Below are 20329 nucleotides of genomic sequence, written 5' to 3'. Positions count from 1 at the left end.
TGCTCATTAGTGTCAACTTAACGTGAAACGGCACGTCCGCCAGGGATTGTAAATCCCTATCTCATAGCTAAAGTCATCTGAAGATGACTAAAATATCGCCAAAAATCCCTAGTTTACTTCAGTAGACTTGCGCTATTAGTCAGGGAATTATATTCCCTGGCGGGCTGGCGGGTGAACAACACTCAATGAGTACGCTATTTTTGGCTTAAGTTGACACCAATGAGCATTGCCGTGCCCCTACGACAGATGTGGTTCAAATACATGAAAATTGCTGTAATTTATTTCGCTACGAATTAATTAAATATTGTACTGAGACTTTTATGAGGAACTATAGAAATACAATCGCACTCAGCGATGAGTAGGAGAAATAGAATTTGATTTTTGATACACAGATAAAAGCAGACATTCCCAAACTAGCCGTGGTTGAGCGTAAGTAAGCAAGTGTTTACGAGCTTGTTCTAGTTGGTTGATGATACTAGGTTGATGCCACTGCTGCCAGTAGAACTGCTGAAGATAATCAACTAACCACAGTTGTGCTTCTGTATCTAAATCCTTATCAATTTTTTTGGCTAACTCTAAGGCGTTACGGTAAGATTTAGGCGCTTTTTTCAAGTCTTCGAGTAACTCAGGGGGAATAGCTTGTAATTGTTCATAAGATGCGATCGCACTTCCGGCACTACCAGCTGCTATGCTCAATACTGCTTGATTTTGCAAAATTTCCTGATGACCTGTTTGTGTGAGTACAACAGCCAAAGACTGTGCATCTAAGCGATAAAAAGGAATCCGTTGACAGCGTGATACTAAAGTCGGCAATACAGACTCAAGTGTAGGTGCAATTAAAATTAACGTCGCCTGTCCCGGTTCTTCCAAGGTTTTAAGTAAAGCATTTGCTGCTGCTTCTGCCATTGTTTGGGCTTCTTCCAGCACTACCACATTTCTCGGCGCTTCTAAGGGCGGACGACCTAAAAACTCTGTAATTCCCCGAATTTGCTCTAGTCGAATTACAGGTGGCGCTTTACGCTTAAGTCCTTTTTCGGCTGCTTCTGCTGCTGTTAATCGTTGTCCTTGGTGTTGGTAGGTTGGTTGCACCCACAACAAAGCTGGGTGATTACCTTGACGCAAACGGTTTTGTAAAGACGCAGTAACTTCCATCCCACTAGAAAATAGCAATTCCACAAAGCATCTGGCTGCTAAACTTCTGCCGACACCATCTGGCCCCACAAATAAGTAGGCTGGAGGAACCCGGTTTTGTTTGACAGCCTGAGTGAGTAATTCTATGGCTTGCTGTTGTGCTACAACTGGCGCAAATGGGTCATTGGTCATTAGTCATTAGTCATTGGTCATTAGGGACTTCCAACAAATAAATTATCCAATCTTGTGGGGTGGACATCTTGTCCGCCCTTGGCTACTGGCGCTCGTGTCGTCCACCCCATAAGAAGTAATTGAGCATTTTTTATTTGGAAGTTCCTTAGTCATTAGTCAGTTTTTATGTTGGTTCAGGAGTGCTGAGTATGATTCTTACTCTTTTACTCAGCACTGCTTGGGTAAATAATGGTAGCTTTGATGGAAATTTTTACCCTTAAACCTTAGACGTGAGAAATCTGGATATCTCCGCATGTGCCAACACCGCACCAGGTTCGCGCTGGAGAGCGTTGTAATACTTTCTCTCGAAGGTATTGCCAGTTTCTAACGGTACAATCAGTGTGCGGACATCAGCAATCAATTTTTGGAAATCTTCCAGCAATATTGGTTCATCTGCTTGCAGCATTTCATCAACTTGCACAACTATCTCAGAAATCTGATGTAGCCAAGCAAATTGCTCATGAGCGATAACTAGCTGAAGAAGTTCTCCGCTTGATACTCGTCCGCTAACCTGTTCGTAGGCAATGCGTTCTGTCTCTAGCAACATCTTGTGAAGGTGGAGTAATTTGTTTCGTAAATCACGCAGATATTGATGTTGATGTATTCTTTGTAGAAGTGTGTTAGAAGTCAATTTTACCCATCCTCTCGTTACAATAGTCTTCAATGGCTTAAATAATTTCTAAGCATTGGGCATTGCTAACTCTTCTCCATGCGCCATGCCCTTGTGAGTGGAGTTTTTTACCAATTAGGTTTCCTTGCTAAGAAGCATTATAGTCAACATATCTTTTTATAGCCGTTATATCTTATATTAGATTAATCATATATTAGCATAAACTCATAACAAATACATAGGTAGAACTGAGCGAGAAAATATCAATTATGGGAAAACCGTCTTCATGTCGCTAGCAAATGTAATTTTAGGTCTTCTTCAGCAGCAAGAAATGACGGGCTACGACCTCAAAACAAGCTGCTTTAATCAATGCATTGCCCATTTGTGGCCAGCAGATCAGGCACAAATTTACAGAACTCTCGATAAGCTAGTTGAGCAAGGCTGGATTACCTGTACCATTGAGATTCAGCACGATCGCCCCAACCGCAAAGTTTACAGTGTAACGGAGCCAGGAAAAGCCGAATTTAGCCGATGGCTGGGAATTCATCAGCCCTTACCGACTGTACGAGAACCAATGCTAGTCCAGTTGCATTTTGCAGATCAGTTATCGAATGAAACCATCATTCATCTACTTGAGCAACAATTGGCGGCTCGAAGCAAAAAGCTGGCTGAATGTGAAACCATCGATTTGCCATCACTTGATGATGAATCTGCCAACCGCGAACAGGTAATGCAAAGGCTGGTGCTGGAGTTGGTGATCCGAAGAGAAGAGACTTATATTGATTGGTTGAAAACAGCGATCGCACTTATCAGTCAGCAAAAGCCGTATCAAACCGCTTCGCAAAGTTGAGAACTAAAGTGCTTACTACAAATCAAAACTAGCTTGACAAAGTACTACTTTGTTCTGCCTTATTTCAGCAATCTTAGTCCGCTAAGGGTAACTAAGACTGTGGAACCTTCATGGCCAATAACGCCGATGGGTAGGTTGATATTTCCTAGAAAGTTGCCGACTAAAAGCAACAGAATGAAACCCAAGGCTACGACTATATTTTGTTTGACTATGAGTTGCGATCGCCTACCCAAATGTATCGCTACAGCAATTTTTTCTAACTTGTCTGCCATCAGTACTATATCTGCGGTTTCCAATGCCACATCACTACCAGATATTCCCATCGCGATACCTACAGATGCTTGCGCTAAAGCTGGTGCATCATTAATTCCATCGCCCACCATTGCCACAGTTTGATATTGTTGCTGTAGACGGCGGATCACATCGAGCTTATCTTCTGGCAGAAGTTGAGCATATACTCGATCGATTCCGACGGCTTCGGCGACACTGTGAGCAGTTTCCTGATTATCCCCAGTTAACATGACAATTTCTTCAACTCCCAGTTTCTTTAACCGGGTAATAGTTGCGGCTGCTTGCGATCTGACTTGATCTGCGATCGCAATTACACCCATCACCTCTACTTCCCGCGCAACCCAAACGACAGTTTTACCCTGTTGCTCCAAAGATTGAGCGATTTCTCGCAATTCTTCAGGTAAATTTGTGACATATCGTTGCACAAAAACAGCATTCCCGACAATTATCTGTTGTTCTTGAGCAATTCCGACAATTCCTTGTCCAGGTAAGGCTTGCACTTCGATTGCACCAACCCAATTTAAATCACTAGCCGCCTGTACGATTGCCTTACCGATGGGATGTTCGGAAGATGATTCTACACTAGCAGCAGTTTTTAATACATCATCTCTAGTGTATTCACTAACTGGAATTACCTGAAATACCTGCAACTGCCCTGTTGTGAGAGTACCAGTTTTATCAAATGCGATCGCTCGGACTTTGCCAATCTTCTCCAACTGCGCCCCATTTTTAAACAAAATCCCCTGTCTTGCACCATTGGCGATTCCCGAAAGCAGGGTGGGCATAATTGCAGCCATCAGCGCACAGGGAGAAGCTACCACCAAAAAGGTAAGAGCGCGATAAATTGTTGTTTCCCAATCCCAACCCCAAAGAAATGGCGGTAAAGTTGCCAGCAATATTCCGGCTACTACAATGATTTTTGCATATCCTTTCTCAAAGCGATCGATAAACTCTTGGGAAGATGGTTCTTCTGTCTGCGCTTGTTCTACCAAACGAATTACACGCTGGATTAAACTGCTTTGGGCTGGTTTGTGTACTTTAATCTGCAATGCACCATAGCCGTTAAGTGTGCCGGCAAATACTTCTGCACCGACTGTTTTTTCTACAGGTAAAGACTCGCCTGTGATTGCAGCTTGATTGAGGGTGCTGTAACCAGATAAAATTATCCCATCAGTAGGAATTAGCTCTCCAGGTTTGACGACAATCTCATCACCCACTTTTAGCTGACTGATCGGAATTTCCTCTTCCCTTCCTTGAAGTAAAACTCTTGCTGTATCTGGTGTCAGACTCATCAAACTTCTGATACTGCGTTCAGTTCGCTGCATTGCATAGCCTTCTAATGCGCCACTGATGGCAAAGATCAGAATCAAAATTGCCCCATCAATAATTAGATGATATTCTCTTCGCCATAAGCCCAAACTAGCAGCACCAATGGCGGCGACAATCATCAGCAAGTCGACATCGAGTTCTTTTTCTTTGAAGAGAGTAGTCAATCCTTCCCGCGCACTTTCGTAACCACCAATTACATAAGCAGCAGGTAGCAGCAGGAATGCGAATCCTAACCATCCGAGATGCAAGGCGAACCATCCAAGAAATAACAGCAACCCACACAAAAGGGCGGCTACGGTATCTGCGTGTTCTTTGGTGAATTGGCCCAAACGTTGGAAGTAGAGCATGAGAGATGAATTAACAGGGACTCTCTCACGCTAAACCTTAACATTAATGTTAATGTCAAGGTTTATAATGAATTTGAAACGCACAGTGGGTAGGTTTACAGAGTATATAGGCGATAATAACTTTTATTAAAACGTAATTTGTGGAAATCAAAACTAGCGATCTGACAATTAAGCAGTTAACGCACTTGGTAGGCGGCGGTTTAACTCCGCGGATGGTGCGACATTACCATCAATTGGGGCTGCTACCGCAACCAGTGCGATCGCACAGCAATTACCGTCTCTATACCCAAAAAGATGTCCTCCGGTTGCAACGGATTGTCGCACTGAAACAGCAAGGGTTTCAGCTAAACCATATCCGTAATATTTTGGAAATGGAACCAGAAGCCGATACAACGGTTAACCTCATGGGACAACTCCAGCAGCAATATCGCGCTGTGATGCAACAAATTTCTCAGCTGCGACAAACTGCATCAGCATTAGAAGGATTATTGGGGCGCGATCGCCATTGTCAAATTATCCAGGCGGAAGTTTTGGCACAACTGAAGTTACTTGATGTCGAAACTCAAGCTGGATTGGGGGGATTGGAAAATCTCTGGAGTGGGTTAGATGGCGAAATTCATACCCATTCAGAAGCTTTTACCGAATCGCTACAACGTTTACTACCTGATTTGTCTCAGCGTTCGGAAATTGAACAGCATTTAATTTCTCAGTTGGTTTTGGCTTGTGGCGATGTTAGTTTAGTATCTTTTATTAAATTGAGTCGAGATGCGATCGCAGCTAGTCGAGAAGCTTTATCTTCAAGTTGTCAAATTGTTGTCGATACTCAAACGGTTGCTGCTGCTTTAGATCAAACCCGATTATTTCACTTGGGATGCCACACCGAAACCTTAATTGATAACCCTCATATTACTACCGCCACTGAAGCAGAACTCGCCTTTTGGCAACATCAAGAATGGCGAACAAAATTGCTGCAAGTAAGTAATGGTTGTGTGCTGGTAGTTGGTTATGCCCCCTCAGTACTTCTGGAAACTTGTGAAGCGATCGCTAATCAAAAAATTCAGCCTGCATTAGTAATTGGAATGCCCATTGGCTTTAGCCATGCTCCCGCAGCCAAGCGACAACTGATGCAACAAGGGATACCTTATATTACAGTTGCAGGGACTTTAGGAGGTGGCGCATTAGCTGCAACTGCCCTAAATGCCTTGGTTGAGTCACTAATTGATAAGCCAGATTGTCATTGCTATCTCAAATGAGTATTAGACATCTCCGAAAAAGAATGTAGAAAAGTAGCAGTGCTACGTCTCTACAAGGGTTATGGGTAACGCATATTTAATTTCTGGAGATGTCTATTTAAGACAGTCTCAATGAAACGAGTTTCAAAAGCCTTGCATGGAAATGTTCTAGGAACTGGAATTTTTACTCAGCACTCACAACTCAGACTCAGCACTACTGAAAATAATATTGTTAAATAATATTGAATTTGTTACACTTTACCAGTTTTAGTAATTCAATAATTCATAACTGCGGCCATAAGCTACCAGCTTGGTATAAGTTGCAATATAACTTAGAAAAATTTATAGTAAACAGACTTTGGCAATTAGAGTATAAATTATCATGCTATACAAGCTACAGCGAAGTATAAATCAGCACGAGTGCTTTGAAGTGATTAGAACTAAAGATAACTCAGATGTATAATTAGCGCGTCTCCTCCATAATTCCTAACAAGATCGCGATTTAGGAATGGCAGGCTTTCTATTTTTTACTTTAATTAAGGGCTTATGTGGCAACAAGAAAAAAAAGATACTTCGATAGTCAGGCTGGTATTATGGGTTGCCTTAGCTACAACCCCGATGGCAGCAAGCCTGGTGTTATCAACGCCAATGCTGGCACAATCTACACCGGAAGCGACCTCTTTTCCACTGCCAACAACAGTGCAGAATGGCTCAAAAGTAAAGATTGACGGTTCTAGTAGCTTGAGTGCAATCAACCAAAGTCTGAAAAAAAGTTTTGAAAAACAGTTTGTTGGTACAAAGGTTGAAGTTGCTGCTAATGGTACTAGTACGGCACTGAAAAATTTACTAAATGGCAAAATCGACATAGTAGCAATGGGGCGCGGCTTGACACCAGCCGAAAAAGCCCAAGGACTAGAACAAGTTCGCTTGCGCCGTGAGAAAATCGCGATCGTGGTTAGCACAGATAATCCTTTCAAAGGCAGCTTGACTAGTAGGCAATTCGCCCGGATTTTTCGGGGACAAATTACCAATTGGTCACAACTGGGAGGGCCTTCAGAGAAGATTCGGTTAATCGATCACCCGAACACAAGTGAAACTCGCAATACTTTTCGTACATATCCAGCCTTCAAAACTGGTGAATTTGCGACAGGGGCTAATGCTACCCAACTAACTGAGGATAATACCGCAGAAATCATCAAACAACTGGGCAAAGACGGTATCAGCTATGTGTTAGCTAATCAGGTATCGAAGTTAAAAGGTGTGCGAGTTCTGCAATTACATCAAGTCTTACCAGAAGATGCAAAATATCCCTTCTCGCAACCTTTAGTCTACGTTTACAAAAAAAATCCCAGCTTAACTATAGTTGATTTTATCGGCTATACTCTGGCTCCCCCAGGACAGCAGGCTATAGAACAAGCTAGAGCTTCTGAAGCAGAGGCGATCGCATCCAGGGTATTACAACCTACTGCTTTTACAGCTTTACCCAATGCCCAGACGACACCAGCTGCTACGCCTTCCCCTAGTGCCACTACTTCTGTATTTGCCCAAAAGCCCTTTGTCGCTGATCCAGCACAAAATAGCCCAATTGTAAACAAAGAAACACCCTTGTGGTTGCTGCTACCTTTGTTTTTTGTAACCGCCGCCGGAGGATTGTTCTGGTGGATTTTGGGGAGACGCCCATCCCCTACAGAGAAAACAGACAACTCGCCAGAATCAAATCCTCATTTACCAAACACAGAAAATGGAGAAGCGGCGGTGCTAAATGCCAGCACAACTTCCTCCCGGAATGGAGCGATACTTGAAGAACAGCCAGTGTCGCACTTTCAAGAGCAAGAAACCCCCGATCGCACTCCTTTCAACATCTATGCCCAAACACAATCTGACCTGACCCAGAATGCTACTCAGGGGACATCAAATTTAGTCCAAGAGGCAACTAATGGTACCTCAAACCATTACGAAGGCACATCGGGCAAAACTAATGGCTCGGAAAATAACAACTTGGGAGCCGCAGCTTTAGGCGGTGGTGCGGCTCTAGCAACAGGTATCGGGGCAGCTACCTGGTCTACCTTTAACAACAAAGACACAGAAGCAGACTCTATCAAAGAGACAATTGAACTAAATAATTATACGGATACAAATCATCATGAGTCTGATGAAATTGAATGGGACATAGAAGCCCCAGCAGCCGTAGTAAATACTCCATATCCTCACCTGGCTAATATTCCAGAAGATACTTCTGATGTGGAACTGCCTTCATCGGAGGTGACAGCCCCACTCCCAGAATTACCAAATCTGCCAGAAATAACATCTGATTTTGGATATTGGGACACAGCAATTGAAGATGGAGCAGATGAGGAACTTCAAGCAGAGTTGAACTGGCTAGAGAGTATCACCTCAAATGAAGATACAGCCCCAGTAGATGAATTGCCCTTACCAGAGTCTAGCGAAGCGACAGCCGATGTAGAACCATCAGCGACACCAACATCTTCACTGTTAAATTTACCAGAAATACCAGAAGAAGATGCCTTTAACGTGGTGGCGGACGCGGCCGAACCCACTGTCGATTTACCAGAAGAAACATCTCCAGCCGAACCGACTGCTGGGGAAAATGTTGCGGAAACGAACTCCACAGATTTTGCCACTGCTGCGGCTTTAGCAGCAGGCGTAGGGGTTGGAACCTGGGCTAGTACTTTGGCATCAGATGGCCAAGCCGAAATTGATACTCCGGTTGACAACGAGCCAATTGCCGCCGAAACAGCTGTTGGTTTGGTAGATGCAGATGACGAGAGCAGTATTGTGCTGACCCCATATACTTATACATTGGCTCATGTCTCTTGGGAGATTTCCGAAGCCAAGAAAGCCTCGCTGCAACAACAGGGAGGCTCTCAATTGGTGGTGCGGCTTTACGATGTGACTGGTATTGACCTGAGTTATCAAAGTCCCAACCTTGTAAAGCAGTACGAATCTGAAGAGACAGTCTACGAAGGACTGGTGGATATTCCTGTCACCGATCGCGATTACATAGCTGAAATTGGCTATATCGCTTATGGCGAGTACTGGTTATTCATTGCCCGTTCCGCAGTTATTCGTGTGTTCAATCCGATCCATCCAGATCCCATCGTTGCTGATGTGCCGATTCCTGATGAAACAGATATTGGCTTGGTAGATGTAGACGTAGATGAAGAAAGCAGTATTGTACTCACACCGCGCACTCACCAATGGGCTGATGTCTCTTGGGAAATATCCGAAACCAAAAAAGCAGCACTGCAACAACAGGGCGGCTCTCAATTGGTAGTGCGGCTTTATGATGTGACTGGAATAGACTTGAGTTATCAAAATCCTCAGTTTGTCCAGCAGTATGAATGTGAAGAGACAGCACAGGATCGCTTTGTGGAAATTCCCATCAGCGATCGCGATTATATAGCTGAAATTGGCTATGTTGCTGATGGCGATGTCTGGTTATTTATTGCTCGTTCTGCGATCGTTCGTGTTTTCAATCCTGTCCATCCAGATCCCACACCAGATTCTACAGTTTCTCCAGTTGAAAATGTCGCCTTAACAAGCGAAACAGCTGTTGGCTGGGCAAATGTAGAAGCAGAGAACCCTGAAGAAGAGATCCCTGAAGAAGAGAGCAGTATTGTCCTCACACCCCGCACTCCCAAATGGGCTTATGTCTCTTGGCACATTTCCAAGACTCAGGCCGAAGCGCTGCAACAACAGGGTGGTTCACAACTGGTAGTGCGACTCTACGATGTAACTGGCATTGACTTGAGTTATCAAAGTCCCCAGTTAATACAGCAGTATGAATCTGAAGAGGTAGCACACGATCGCTTTGTGGCTATTCCCGTGAGCGATCGCGATTATATGGTTGAAATTGGCTATATTGCTAATGGCGATAGTTGGTTACTTATCGCCCGTTCAGCTAACGTTCGGGTCTTCAGTCGTCCCCACGGAGATTTCTGGTTTGTGGCCGATGCCGAGTTGATTATTCACGGAGCAACCGAACCAAATACAACCGTAAACATTGGTGGTCATACCATCAAAATCAAACCCGATGGTACTTTCCACTTACGTCTCCCCTTTTCAGATGGTTTAATGGACTATCTGATCACGGTAGCTGCTGATGGAGAATCCACAAAAACTATTCATAAGAAGTTTTCTCAAGAAACTTCCGAAAGCTAAAAATTCGTGGGATACATATCTGTGCATTGGTGTCAACTTAAGCTCAAACCCTTTTAAAACCTCGTTTCCAGTCCTCTGGCTGGAAATGCAACTCAAAAGCGGCTCTGCCGCCAGCAAGGGAGGCGGAGCCTCAATGATGAGCATTCCCAGTCGGAGACTGGGAACGAGATAATATTTAAGGGTTTGAAACCCAGGATCGGTAGCTTTTGTTTCTATAGACGCGGTTTATAACCGCCCGTTTCACGTTAAGTTGACACCAATGACAGATGTGCGCCCCTACTCGCAATTGTTTGTATTCCACCCAATTGCAAACCACCACAGTGTCATTTTAAGAGCAAATAGAAAGAAGGGATTTAGTCTATTTTTTGACTGCAAAAATCTTCTCAATCACATCTTCTACTACTTTATCTGGCGTGGAAGCACCAGAAGTAACTCCCACAGAAATTTCTCCCTTTGGCAACCAGTTTTCTGTAGTTATTAACTGCCCATTTAATTGTCGATGTTCAATGGAATTTCCTGATTTCAAGCGTTCAACAGTATCAATGTGATAGGAAGGAATTTTCCGCTCAAAAGCAATTTGTTGCAACTGAGTAGTATTCGATGAATTAAAGCCACCAATTACTACCATTAAATCTAAATTATCTTCCACTAACTCCAACATGGCATCTTGACGTTCTTGGGTAGCGTCACAAATGGTATTGAAGCTTTGGAAATGCTGATTTAACTCAATAGGGCCATATTTCTGCAACATAGTCCGCTCAAAAAGCTTACCGATTTCCTCAGTTTCACCTTTAAGCATGGTAGTTTGGTTGGCAATACCAACTCTGGCTAAATCTCGATCGGGGTCAAATCCTGCTGAACAAGCTTTCGCAAATTTGGTCAAAAATTCTTCACGGTTCCCGCCATTGATAATATAGCTAGCAACATATTCTGCTTCTGGCAAATTTAACACTATTAAATACTTGCCAGCAAAGGAACTAGTTGCAACTGTTTCTTCATGTTTATATTTACCGTGAATAATGGAAGTATAATCAATTTTTTTGTGCTTTTCTACTGTATTCCAAACTTTAGATACCCAAGGACAAGTAGTATCAACAATTTTGCAGCCTTTATCGTGAAGTATCTGCATTTCTTGAACACTAGCCCCAAAGGCGGGTAATATGACGACATCACCAGTTCCAACAACAGAAAAGTCTTTATTCTTTCCTTCAACAGGAATGAATTTTACTTCCATTTCCTGCATCCGCTGATTCACAGAAGGATTGTGGATAATCTCGTTAGTAATCCAAATTTGTTCTGTGGGGAAGTGCTGACGGGTTTCGTAAGCCATTGCTACAGCCCGTTCTACACCCCAGCAAAAACCAAAGGCTTTTGCTAGTCGGATTGTCACATTGCCCCGTTGTAGAGTGTAATTGCGATCGCGAATTTCTTGAATCAAGTTACTCTGATACTCTGACTGCAACTGAGTAGCAACTTCTGCTTGATGACCAAAGCCCTTGCGATTGTAATTTTCTGAATGTTGGAGGCTGCGCTTAAAAGCTTTTGTATCCATGAGATTTGTCTACTTAAACCACTATTTTTTATTTTCTCGTGCCCAGACGCGATTTATACAGAGTTGTATTCAAAGATATTATCAGAGAGGGGGAAAGGCTGATGGGCAAGGGCTAAAGGATTTAATGCCCTTATAATTTTTACTTTAACCGAGTACCGTGGGTTTAAATCCCCCGTTTCAATAATCGGCAAGTTTTGGGTCGGGGTCTAAATCCTCGTCACAAAACTTAATTACGAATTATTTAACCTTTTACCCTCTTTTTCTTGCTGGGGTTTTAATTCGATCTCGCTATAAATCTGCAATGCAGAACGCCAAACTATATAACCTTCAGGACTTAAGTGCAAGCCATCAGTAGTAAATTCGCGGCGGAGATTTCCTTGTTTGTTGGTAAACAGGGGATGTAAATCGAGATATTTGACACCTTTTTTGGTAGAGATGCTTTGTAGTTGCTGATTCAAATCACGAATACGACTATTGGCAACAGCCAACAGGTTTCCTCGTCCTTTCCAGGTTGCGTCCTCTGCCCCATGTGGCAAAATCGACTGAACAACAACTTGTGCTGTGGGATGCGTCTTTCGTAGGTAATTGATAATTTGCCGTTGATTATCTAAAATTTCTCCATCACTCATCCCCCGAATGAGGTCATTAATGCCAATCATCACAAAAATCACCTCTGGCTGGGTGCGGTTAAATATTGTTAATCTTTTCAAGAGACCATTGCTGGTTTCGCCAGAAATTCCTTGATTGAGCCAACTTTTACCCTCAGGTAATAACTCAGGAGGAAACCACAAACTCAGAGAATCTCCCGCCAGGATGCTTAAATGCGGAGGACGTTGGTCAGCAGCGACCTTGGCTTCTTGCTTGAGAATATCTACCCACTCCTGGTAAGTGAGTTGGTGACGGCGACCTAAATCAGGTGTAGCAATTGGGCGATCGCTATTTAGGTTGATTGGCTGTGGGGATGTTATTATCCCAAAAAAAGCGGCCAATTTCTGCTGTTGCCAAATTAGCAGAATGACCGCCAACATTAGGATGCCGTTGGTTAACAGCGAGAAAAATGCCCAGAGAGGAAAGGTTTTAAAAGAAGTAGACACGACTAGCGAAATTTACCAATTATTTGAATCAAATTTTAACGCTAGCGATCGCAAATGGCACAACTTTAAATTGGGGATTGGGGAAGGTGGGGCCCCCTCTGGGGATAAGGGGTAATGGGGATTGGGTATTGGGAACTGGGTATGGGGCATTAGTTATTTCTCCTCTGCTTCCCCTGCTCCCCTGCTTCCCCTGCTCCCTACTGAGTCGGACGATCGCCAAACTCGGAATTGTAACCTTCTTCGCCGTGTTCGTTGATATCCAAACCTTGTAATTCTGCTTCCTCTTTAACTCGCAGCCCGACTGTAGCATCGATAACCTTGAGAATAATCCACGTACCAACACCTGCGATCGCATAAGCAACGGCAATTGCTACTAGCTCAACTCCCAATTCACCAAGATTACCACGCAGTACTCCGTCTTTACCTCCACCGTTAACTTGAGTCGTGGCAAAGATTGCGGTTAAAATCGCCCCGACTGTACCACCAACCCCATGCACGGGATAGGTATCTAAAGCATCATCAATTTCTAGCTTGTGCTTGAAACTGATGGCATAGAAGCAAACAAAGGCGGTGATGAAACCAATTAAAATCGATGATAGCGGTGTAACAAATCCAGCGGCGGGAGTAATGCCCACTAAACCAGCAACGGCTCCTGTCGCTGCTCCCACGGCGGTTGGTTTACCTCGCAAAGCTGCTTCCAAAATTAACCACATTAAAGCCGCCGCCGCCGCCGCCGCATTGGTGGCGACAAAGGCTGTGGTTGCCAAATTTGTGACTACAGTGCCAGAAGTTCCACTAGCAACTGATAGGGCACTACCAGCGTTGAAGCCGAACCAACCAAACCACAGCAAGCCAGCACCTAACAAAATAAATGGAACGTTGTGCGGTGGGCTAAGGCGATCGGGATGGGTTTTCCGAGGGCCAAGGACGATCGCTGCGACTAGGGCTGAAACACCGGAACTAATATGAACTACTGTGCCACCTGCAAAGTCGAGGGCACCCAATCCACCATACAAACCTAAAAATCCACCTTTCGCCCATACCATGTGAGCTAGAGGGGCGTAAACAAAGGTTGACCACAGTAGGACAAACAGTGAATAGGCGCGGAAACTCATCCGTTCTGCGAGCGCTCCAGAAATTAAGGCTGGGGTGATAATCGCAAACATGGCTTGATAGATCATGAATGCCTGGTGGGGTATCGTTCCGGCATAAGAGACGACTTCCGGCGGATTTGACCCTTTAAGATAATTGGTGACTTCTAACCCGACACCATTCAACCCAAACCACTGTAATCCACCGATAAACGGTAAACCTGGCGCAAAAGAAAGACTATAGCCCCAGAGAATCCAGGTAACTCCCACAATTGCCATTAACACAAAGCTCATCATCAATGTGTTTAAGACGTTGCGCGATCGCACAAATCCACCATAGAAAAACGCCAATCCTGGTGTCATTAGTAATACGAGCGCTGCTGAAATCAGCATAAATGCCGTATCTCCAGTATCAGCAGTAGGTGGAGCAGCAGCAGCAGGGGTTTGGGCGAAAGCATCGCCCATCAACGGCCCTGCCAAAAACAGTAGGGTCATAGCCCCAATCATCACAAATTTCTTCAACACTTCTTTCTCTTCCTAAGCACCAATGATTTGTATACTTAACTACATTTGATTACTTTTAGTTAGACATTTTTGTCTTTAAAGTTACTTAACCTGAATTTTCTGGAAATGTTAACAAAAATATAATCCTGATTGTAGTTGCCAAGATCAAAATAAGGGTGTAGTGATGCAACGATTGCATCTTTTTTTGAAGAATAGCATTTTATTCAAGCGCTACAAAATTCCAAATTTTTAGTTACTTACAGTTACTTACTGTTACAAACCAAAATAATTCTGAGAATTGACAAATATTGGAAATTATCGCCAGTATTCTCCGAAAATTTGCCCAAAAAATATCTCATAATTTCTCTTCCTATCTCCCGTATAAACGCGTAGATATCTACTTGCCTGATTCTCATCGCTTAGTTGCTAAAAAAACTTTTGCAATTTTGTGTGAGACGATCATCTGTTTTAAAGGGAATAATATAAAAGCTATTGGTCAAAAATAATATAGAAAATTTACTTAACTTCTCGGAGCAAACATGATAATTAATACACTTGCTAAAGCTAAACATACTCCGATTAAGTCGTAACGGTCTGGGGTTACCCCGTCTACCTTCCAGCCCCAAAGCGTTGCCATTGCAATAAACACGCCACCGTAGGCTGCATACACTCTACCAAAATTTGCCGGTTGGAGAGTTGCAAGAACCCCGTAGAAAGCCAAAGCAATTCCTCCCAATAAGCCCCACCAGAAGGGCTTCCCCTCGCGCAACCACAACCAGATTAGGTAGCCGCCCCCAATTTCAAAGAAACCAGCCCATAAAAAATACAGTAGTGACTTAATCATTTGACCGATTATTTAAATAAGGTCGAACTCAGTGAAATTACGCTAACGCTTTTAACCAAACTATTGTCATTAATTAAAGTAAGTTTGTTGAATTGGGGATTGGGGAGTGGGTACTGGGTACTGGGTATTAAAGATTGGAAGAAACAAGATAAGGGTTCTTTTTTAATAATTCCTCCAATCCCCAATTCCCAATCCCCACTCCCCAATCCCCAGTCCCCAATCCCCAGAATGTAGATAAGGCTCACGGATGAAAGCACCATTACCTGATAACGAAGCACAGAGAATTGAGACGCTTTTACAATATAAGATTCTGGATACGCCATCTGAAGCCGCCTTTGACGACCTTACCCGTTTAGCTTCGTATATTTGTCAGACCCCTATTGCCTTAATTAGCTTAATTGATACAAATCGCCAGTGGTTCAAATCAAAAGTCGGAATGGAAGCCGTAGAAACACACCGAGATTTGGCATTCTGTGCCCATGCCATACTCCAGCCTGACGTTTTGGTTGTGCCTGATGCAACAAATGACGAACGATTCGCTACAAACCCACTGGTAATATCTGACCCAAGTATTCGGTTTTATGCTGGTGTACCTCTGACTAACCCTGAGGGATACGCGCTAGGAACCCTGTGTGTAATTGACTACGTACCACGAGAACTTAATCCAGAACAACTGGAGGCATTACGAACCTTAGGTCATCATGTCATTAAGCAACTGGAACTGCGCCGAAATTTAGCAAGTTTGGTACTTGTTACCAAGAAAGGCAAACAGGCGCAGAGGGTACGCAAGCAATTTTTCAAAAAGATTGCAGCAGGTTTGGCTTTGGCCTCGGCAATGGTAGTTCTGATTGGCGTGGTTTCTTATCAAAATACAAGAATATCTACTAATAATCGCAGTATCATAAAAAAAACTTATAAAAAAATCAACAGCTTAGAAAAACTACTATCCCAAATAAAAGAGGCCGAGACTGGACAAAGTAGTTATATTTTCACTGGAGAACAAATTTATCTAAAACCTTATCAAACAGCACTTACTAACGTCGATCAAGAAATTGCCAACCTGAAGGATTTAACAGCAGATCAACCGAATCAACAAAAGCAGATTGCAACCCTTGAATTTCTCATCACGGCTAAATTTGCTGAACTAAAACAGACTATCCACTTGCGTCAGAACAAGGGATTAGAGACGGCATTATTAGTACTACAGAAAAATAATCAGCAAAATCTCATGGACGATATCCGCAAGGCGATCGATGAGATGGTGGACGAGCAAAGGGGACAGCTTCAGCAGCAATTACAAACAGCAAAGGCTCGGATTCGCAACACAATTCTGATACTTGCGATCGCAATCTGCCTAAGTTTTATTGTTCTTGTTGTAATCTACTACTTCATCTATCGTGAGGTTACAGAGCGGAAAAAGGCAGAAGAAACCTTAAATCAAGAACGCAATTTTATCTCAGCAATCCTTGATACAGTCGGCATGTTGGTAATAGTTCTCGACACTCAAGGAAAAATTGTTCGTTTCAATCAAGCTTGTGAGCAAATAACCGGTTACTCCTTCGATGAGGTAAGGGGTAGGTATTTCTGGAACTTATTCCTACTTCCTGAAGAATTAGAGCCAGTCAAGGCAGTTTTTAAGCAATTGCTAACTGGTAAAGGCTTCTTGGAGTACGAAAACCATTGGGTAATGAAGGATGGCAGTCGGCGACTAATTGTCTGGTCGAATACCTTCTTAAAAGACTATGAAGGATCAGTAGAATACATCGTTAGTACTGGCATTGACATTACCAATCACAAACGCGCACAACAGCATCTAACTGCCCAATATGCTACAACCCGCGTTTTAGCAGAGTCAGCCACAATCAGCGAAGCTACTCGCCAAATCTTGCAAGGGATCTGTGAGAGTTTGGTATGGGATTTGGGTGAAATTTGGATGGTCGATGAGCAAGCAAACGTGCTGCGTTTTCTCGATATCTGGCATAAACCATCCCTGGAAATGCAAGAGTTTGAATCACTAAAGCAACAAACCACCTTTGCGCCAGGAATTGGACTACCTGGACGGGTTTGGGCTAGTTCTGAACCTGTTTGGATTGCTGATATCGCTAAAGATATTCATTTCCCTAACTTCAAAATTGCTGCTCAAGTAGGACTACATGCAGCTTTTGGTTTTCCAATCCGCAGCGACCATAAAATCCTCGGTGTCATTACCTGCTTCAATCGTGAAATCCATTCCCCTGACCAAGATTTGGTCAAAACAATGAATTATATCGGTGAACAAGTGGGGCAATTTATCCAGCGTAAACTGGCTGAAGAAGAAATACAACGCCAAAATTTGCGATCGCAACTATTTACCGAAATCACTCTCAAAATTCGTCAGTCTTTGGATATCGAAGAAATTCTCCAAATCACTGTCGAAGAGGTACAAAAGATTCTCCAGACTGACCGAGTTTTGATCTATCAGCTTTTACCAGATGAGTCTGCAACCACCGTTACTGAAGCAGTAGTTTCTGGCTTACCAACAATCAAAGAGCAAAACATTACTCCCCTTTATCTACAAGCGGAATATCTACAACAATATTATCTACAGCAGTACCGTCAAGGACAGATTTTAGAGCTAAATAACTTGGCTCTGCCGGAAGTTGAACAAAGCCATTTAGAATTAATCCAACAGTTTGGGGTCAAAGTTAATTTAGTTGTGCCCATTCTTGTCAAAGAAGAACTGCGCGGTTTGCTCATAGTTCATCAGTGTGACGATTCTCACCACTGGTCTAGCTTTGAAACTCATCTTTTGCGGCAAATAGCCGATCAAGTAGGTATTGCCCTAGTTCAAGCCCAACTATTAGCAGCAGAAACTCGTCAGCGAAAAGAACTGGAAATTGCTCGTCGCCAAGCGGAATTAGCTTCTCAAATGAAAAGTGCCTTTTTGGCAAATATCAGTCATGAAATTCGGACTCCGATGAATGCTGTATTGGGGATGACCAGCTTGGTATTAGATACTCCCTTAGACGCAGAACAGCGAGATTTTATTGAAACAATTCGCAGTAGTGGAGATGCCCTTTTAAGTTTAATCAACGAAATTTTGGATCTTTCCAAACTTGAAGCTGGAGAGATGGCTCTCGAAACTCTAGATTTTGACCTATCCACTTGTGTAGAAGAAGTGGTGGAATTATTGGCTCCTTCAGCCCATAACAAGGGATTAGAAATTGCCGCACTAATTGAGCATAATGTCCCCACTCATCTCAAAGGAGATACAGGTAGACTGCGGCAAATTCTGATGAACTTAATCAGCAATGCGATCAAGTTTACTAGCACTGGCGAAGTATTAGTGCAAGCCGAATTGCGTTCCTTTTCTTCGACTACAGCTACCATCCATTTTGACATCACAGATACAGGTCTTGGCATTAGCCCTGAAGACCAACGCAAACTCTTTACGCCATTTACTCAAGTGGATGCTTCTACCACTCGTAAATATGGTGGTACTGGTTTGGGATTAGCGATTTGTAAACAGCTTGTAACCTTGATGGGAGGAGTGATTGGGGTAGAAAGTCAGGTAGGGAAAGGATCTAATTTTTGGTTTGAGGTACTTTTTACCAAGCAAGTTGAGCCTGTTTTGCCAAAATGCGATCGCCCACTTTTACACAATCGCCGCTTGTTAATAGTAGATAACAACGCTATTAATTGCAAAGTTATCTCCCATCAAGCTACTCATTGGGGAATGGAAGTAGATCGTGTTGACAATATTGCTGTGGCCCTGAAAGTTATTCAGCAAGCTGATGAGCAAGGAAAACCATATCATATCGCTTTGATTGATATGCAAAAAAACCAAACTTTTGGCATGACAATCAAAGAACAAATTCAAGCTAATTCTGCACTTGCTGAGATCCCTTTGATTATGCTCGCCTCTACTAATCAACGGGATGAAGTGCAGCAGGCACTCAAAATCGGATTTGCGGCTTATTTAGTCAAACCCATTAGACCATCACGACTTTTTGATACCATCATCACTATTTTAGGAGTGCAGTCGGAATCAGAACAAGAGGCTACTAAAGAAATCCAGAGTACAGAAACTTTAGACATTCTTACTTCTTCTTTCTCTAACCCTTCTACGAAATCCAAGTTAAGAATTCTCCTAGCAGAAGATAATTTGGTGAATCAGAAAGTAGCCTTGAAGCAACTCCAGAGTTTGGGCTATAAAGCCGATGTCGTTGCCAATGGCAAGGAAGTTTTGCAGCTATTAGAAAAAATTCCTTACGATTTGATTTTAATGGATTGCCAAATGCCAATTCTCGATGGTTTGGAAACCACAAAAGAAATTCATCGTTGGCAAGAGGACGCCTTTGCCCTGGGTCATCGTCCTGTAGTGATTGCGATGACGGCAAATGTGATGAAAGAAGACGAACAAACGTGTCTCAATGCCGGAATGGACGATTATTTGAGTAAGCCAGTGTTTAAAGAAAAATTGGCTGCCACCTTAGAGCATTGGACAGGCGTGATTTCTTCCCAACAAGAGCCAGTTGTGTATGAAGAAGTAGTTTCTACCACAAACAACGGCACAGATGATCTAGCAATTGATTGGGAACAGTTGCATCAGATATCGGGAAATGATCAAGAATTTGAACTAAATCTATTGCAATTATGCGTTGAAGATATTAAACCACGTTTAGAGATCATTAAAATAGCGATCGCACATAATGACTTTGAGCAAATAACACGAGAAGCTCATCACCTTAAAGGTGCTAGTGCCAACATTGGAGCCACAGCTATGTATCTGACCGCTGACAAACTAGAACAACTAGCTAACGATCAAGACCTGAGAGGTACTACCAACTTAATTCCAGAATTAGAAGAATTTGTCAACCGCATTCAAGACTTTTTAACAAAATAGAATAAAGGTGTCGTTTTAGGTGTTTATAACTCGATACGCTTGGGTTAAGGGCTACTGGCAACAATTTTGGGTTTTCGAGACGCGATAAAGTTCTTAAAGCTTGAATTTCAATGATTCATTATGAACATCTCAGCTTGCGAGATTTTTGAGCAGCGC

At 43.0% G+C, this 20329-nt stretch carries 11 protein-coding genes; 4 read left to right on the top strand and 7 right to left on the bottom strand.

The genetic code is table 11. The features are described from left to right. Positions 1-348: 348 nt before the first annotated feature. Both V7L31_RS00855 and V7L31_RS00850 read right to left on the bottom strand, forming a co-directional pair. Complete coding sequence (locus tag V7L31_RS00855) at positions 349-1323, bottom strand: DNA polymerase III subunit delta' (protein WP_334694503.1); 975 nt, start codon at positions 1321-1323, stop codon at positions 349-351. Between the two features lie 256 nt (positions 1324-1579). Further along, on the bottom strand, positions 1580-1993 hold the full coding sequence (locus V7L31_RS00850) for a hypothetical protein (protein WP_334694502.1): 414 nt from the start codon (positions 1991-1993) through the stop codon (positions 1580-1582). Positions 1994-2258: 265 nt separating this feature from the next. On the opposite strand from V7L31_RS00850, the gene V7L31_RS00845 reads away from it, so the two are divergent. After that, positions 2259-2822 (top strand): PadR family transcriptional regulator, encoded by a 564-nt coding sequence (locus V7L31_RS00845; protein WP_334694501.1) that lies wholly within the window; start codon positions 2259-2261, stop codon positions 2820-2822. A gap of 59 nt (positions 2823-2881) precedes the next feature. On the opposite strand, the gene V7L31_RS00840 is transcribed toward V7L31_RS00845, so the two are convergent. Beyond that, the gene (locus tag V7L31_RS00840; protein WP_334694500.1) at positions 2882-4789 is read right to left on the bottom strand and encodes a heavy metal translocating P-type ATPase; all 1908 of its coding nucleotides are present in this window, start codon (positions 4787-4789) and stop codon (positions 2882-2884) included. Positions 4790-4935: 146 nt separating this feature from the next. Between V7L31_RS00840 and V7L31_RS00835 the strand changes: the two genes are divergently transcribed. Both V7L31_RS00835 and V7L31_RS00830 read left to right on the top strand, forming a co-directional pair. Beyond that, the gene (locus V7L31_RS00835) at positions 4936-6042 is read left to right on the top strand and encodes a precorrin-8X methylmutase (protein ID WP_334694571.1); all 1107 of its coding nucleotides are present in this window, start codon (positions 4936-4938) and stop codon (positions 6040-6042) included. 525 nt (positions 6043-6567) lie between these two features. Next, entirely contained in the window at positions 6568-10203 is a 3636-nt protein-coding gene (locus tag V7L31_RS00830; protein ID WP_334694499.1) for a DUF4912 domain-containing protein, read from the top strand. A gap of 358 nt (positions 10204-10561) precedes the next feature. Here the strand turns inward: V7L31_RS00830 and V7L31_RS00825 are convergent, their stop codons facing one another. The 4 genes from V7L31_RS00825 to V7L31_RS00810 all read right to left on the bottom strand — a co-directional run bounded on the left by V7L31_RS00825 (position 10562) and on the right by V7L31_RS00810 (position 15288). After that, entirely contained in the window at positions 10562-11755 is a 1194-nt protein-coding gene (locus V7L31_RS00825; RefSeq protein WP_334694498.1) for a 4-hydroxy-3-methylbut-2-enyl diphosphate reductase, read from the bottom strand. A 230-nt stretch (positions 11756-11985) separates the two neighbouring features. Then, on the bottom strand, positions 11986-12849 hold the full coding sequence (locus V7L31_RS00820) for an SGNH/GDSL hydrolase family protein (protein WP_334694497.1): 864 nt from the start codon (positions 12847-12849) through the stop codon (positions 11986-11988). Between the two features lie 197 nt (positions 12850-13046). After that, entirely contained in the window at positions 13047-14435 is a 1389-nt protein-coding gene (locus V7L31_RS00815; protein WP_442944334.1) for an ammonium transporter, read from the bottom strand. Positions 14436-14964: 529 nt separating this feature from the next. Continuing rightward, positions 14965-15288, bottom strand: a complete 324-nt coding sequence (locus V7L31_RS00810) for a YnfA family protein (protein ID WP_334694495.1) — start codon at positions 15286-15288, stop codon at positions 14965-14967. A gap of 247 nt (positions 15289-15535) precedes the next feature. On the opposite strand from V7L31_RS00810, the gene V7L31_RS00805 reads away from it, so the two are divergent. Then, entirely contained in the window at positions 15536-20173 is a 4638-nt protein-coding gene (locus tag V7L31_RS00805; RefSeq protein WP_334694494.1) for a GAF domain-containing protein, read from the top strand. Positions 20174-20329: the final 156 nt, after the last annotated feature.

It is taken from the genome of Nostoc sp. (assembly GCF_036916655.1).
Lineage (GTDB): Bacteria > Cyanobacteriota > Cyanobacteriia > Cyanobacteriales > Nostocaceae > Nostoc.
Note: the sequence above shows the minus strand (reverse complement) of the source record. Positions and strands in the feature narration are given on the sequence as shown.

Coding starts and splice junctions, on each gene's coding strand:
- V7L31_RS00855 (WP_334694503.1), bottom strand. CDS start 1,323: ATGACCAATGACCCATTTGCGCCAGTTGTAGCACAACAGCAAGCCATA.
- V7L31_RS00845 (WP_334694501.1), top strand. CDS start 2,259: ATGTCGCTAGCAAATGTAATTTTAGGTCTTCTTCAGCAGCAAGAAATG.
- V7L31_RS00840 (WP_334694500.1), bottom strand. CDS start 4,789: ATGCTCTACTTCCAACGTTTGGGCCAATTCACCAAAGAACACGCAGAT.
- V7L31_RS00830 (WP_334694499.1), top strand. CDS start 6,568: ATGTGGCAACAAGAAAAAAAAGATACTTCGATAGTCAGGCTGGTATTA.
- V7L31_RS00825 (WP_334694498.1), bottom strand. CDS start 11,755: ATGGATACAAAAGCTTTTAAGCGCAGCCTCCAACATTCAGAAAATTAC.
- V7L31_RS00815 (WP_442944334.1), bottom strand. CDS start 14,435: ATGACCCTACTGTTTTTGGCAGGGCCGTTGATGGGCGATGCTTTCGCC.
- V7L31_RS00810 (WP_334694495.1), bottom strand. CDS start 15,288: ATGATTAAGTCACTACTGTATTTTTTATGGGCTGGTTTCTTTGAAATT.
- V7L31_RS00805 (WP_334694494.1), top strand. CDS start 15,536: ATGAAAGCACCATTACCTGATAACGAAGCACAGAGAATTGAGACGCTT.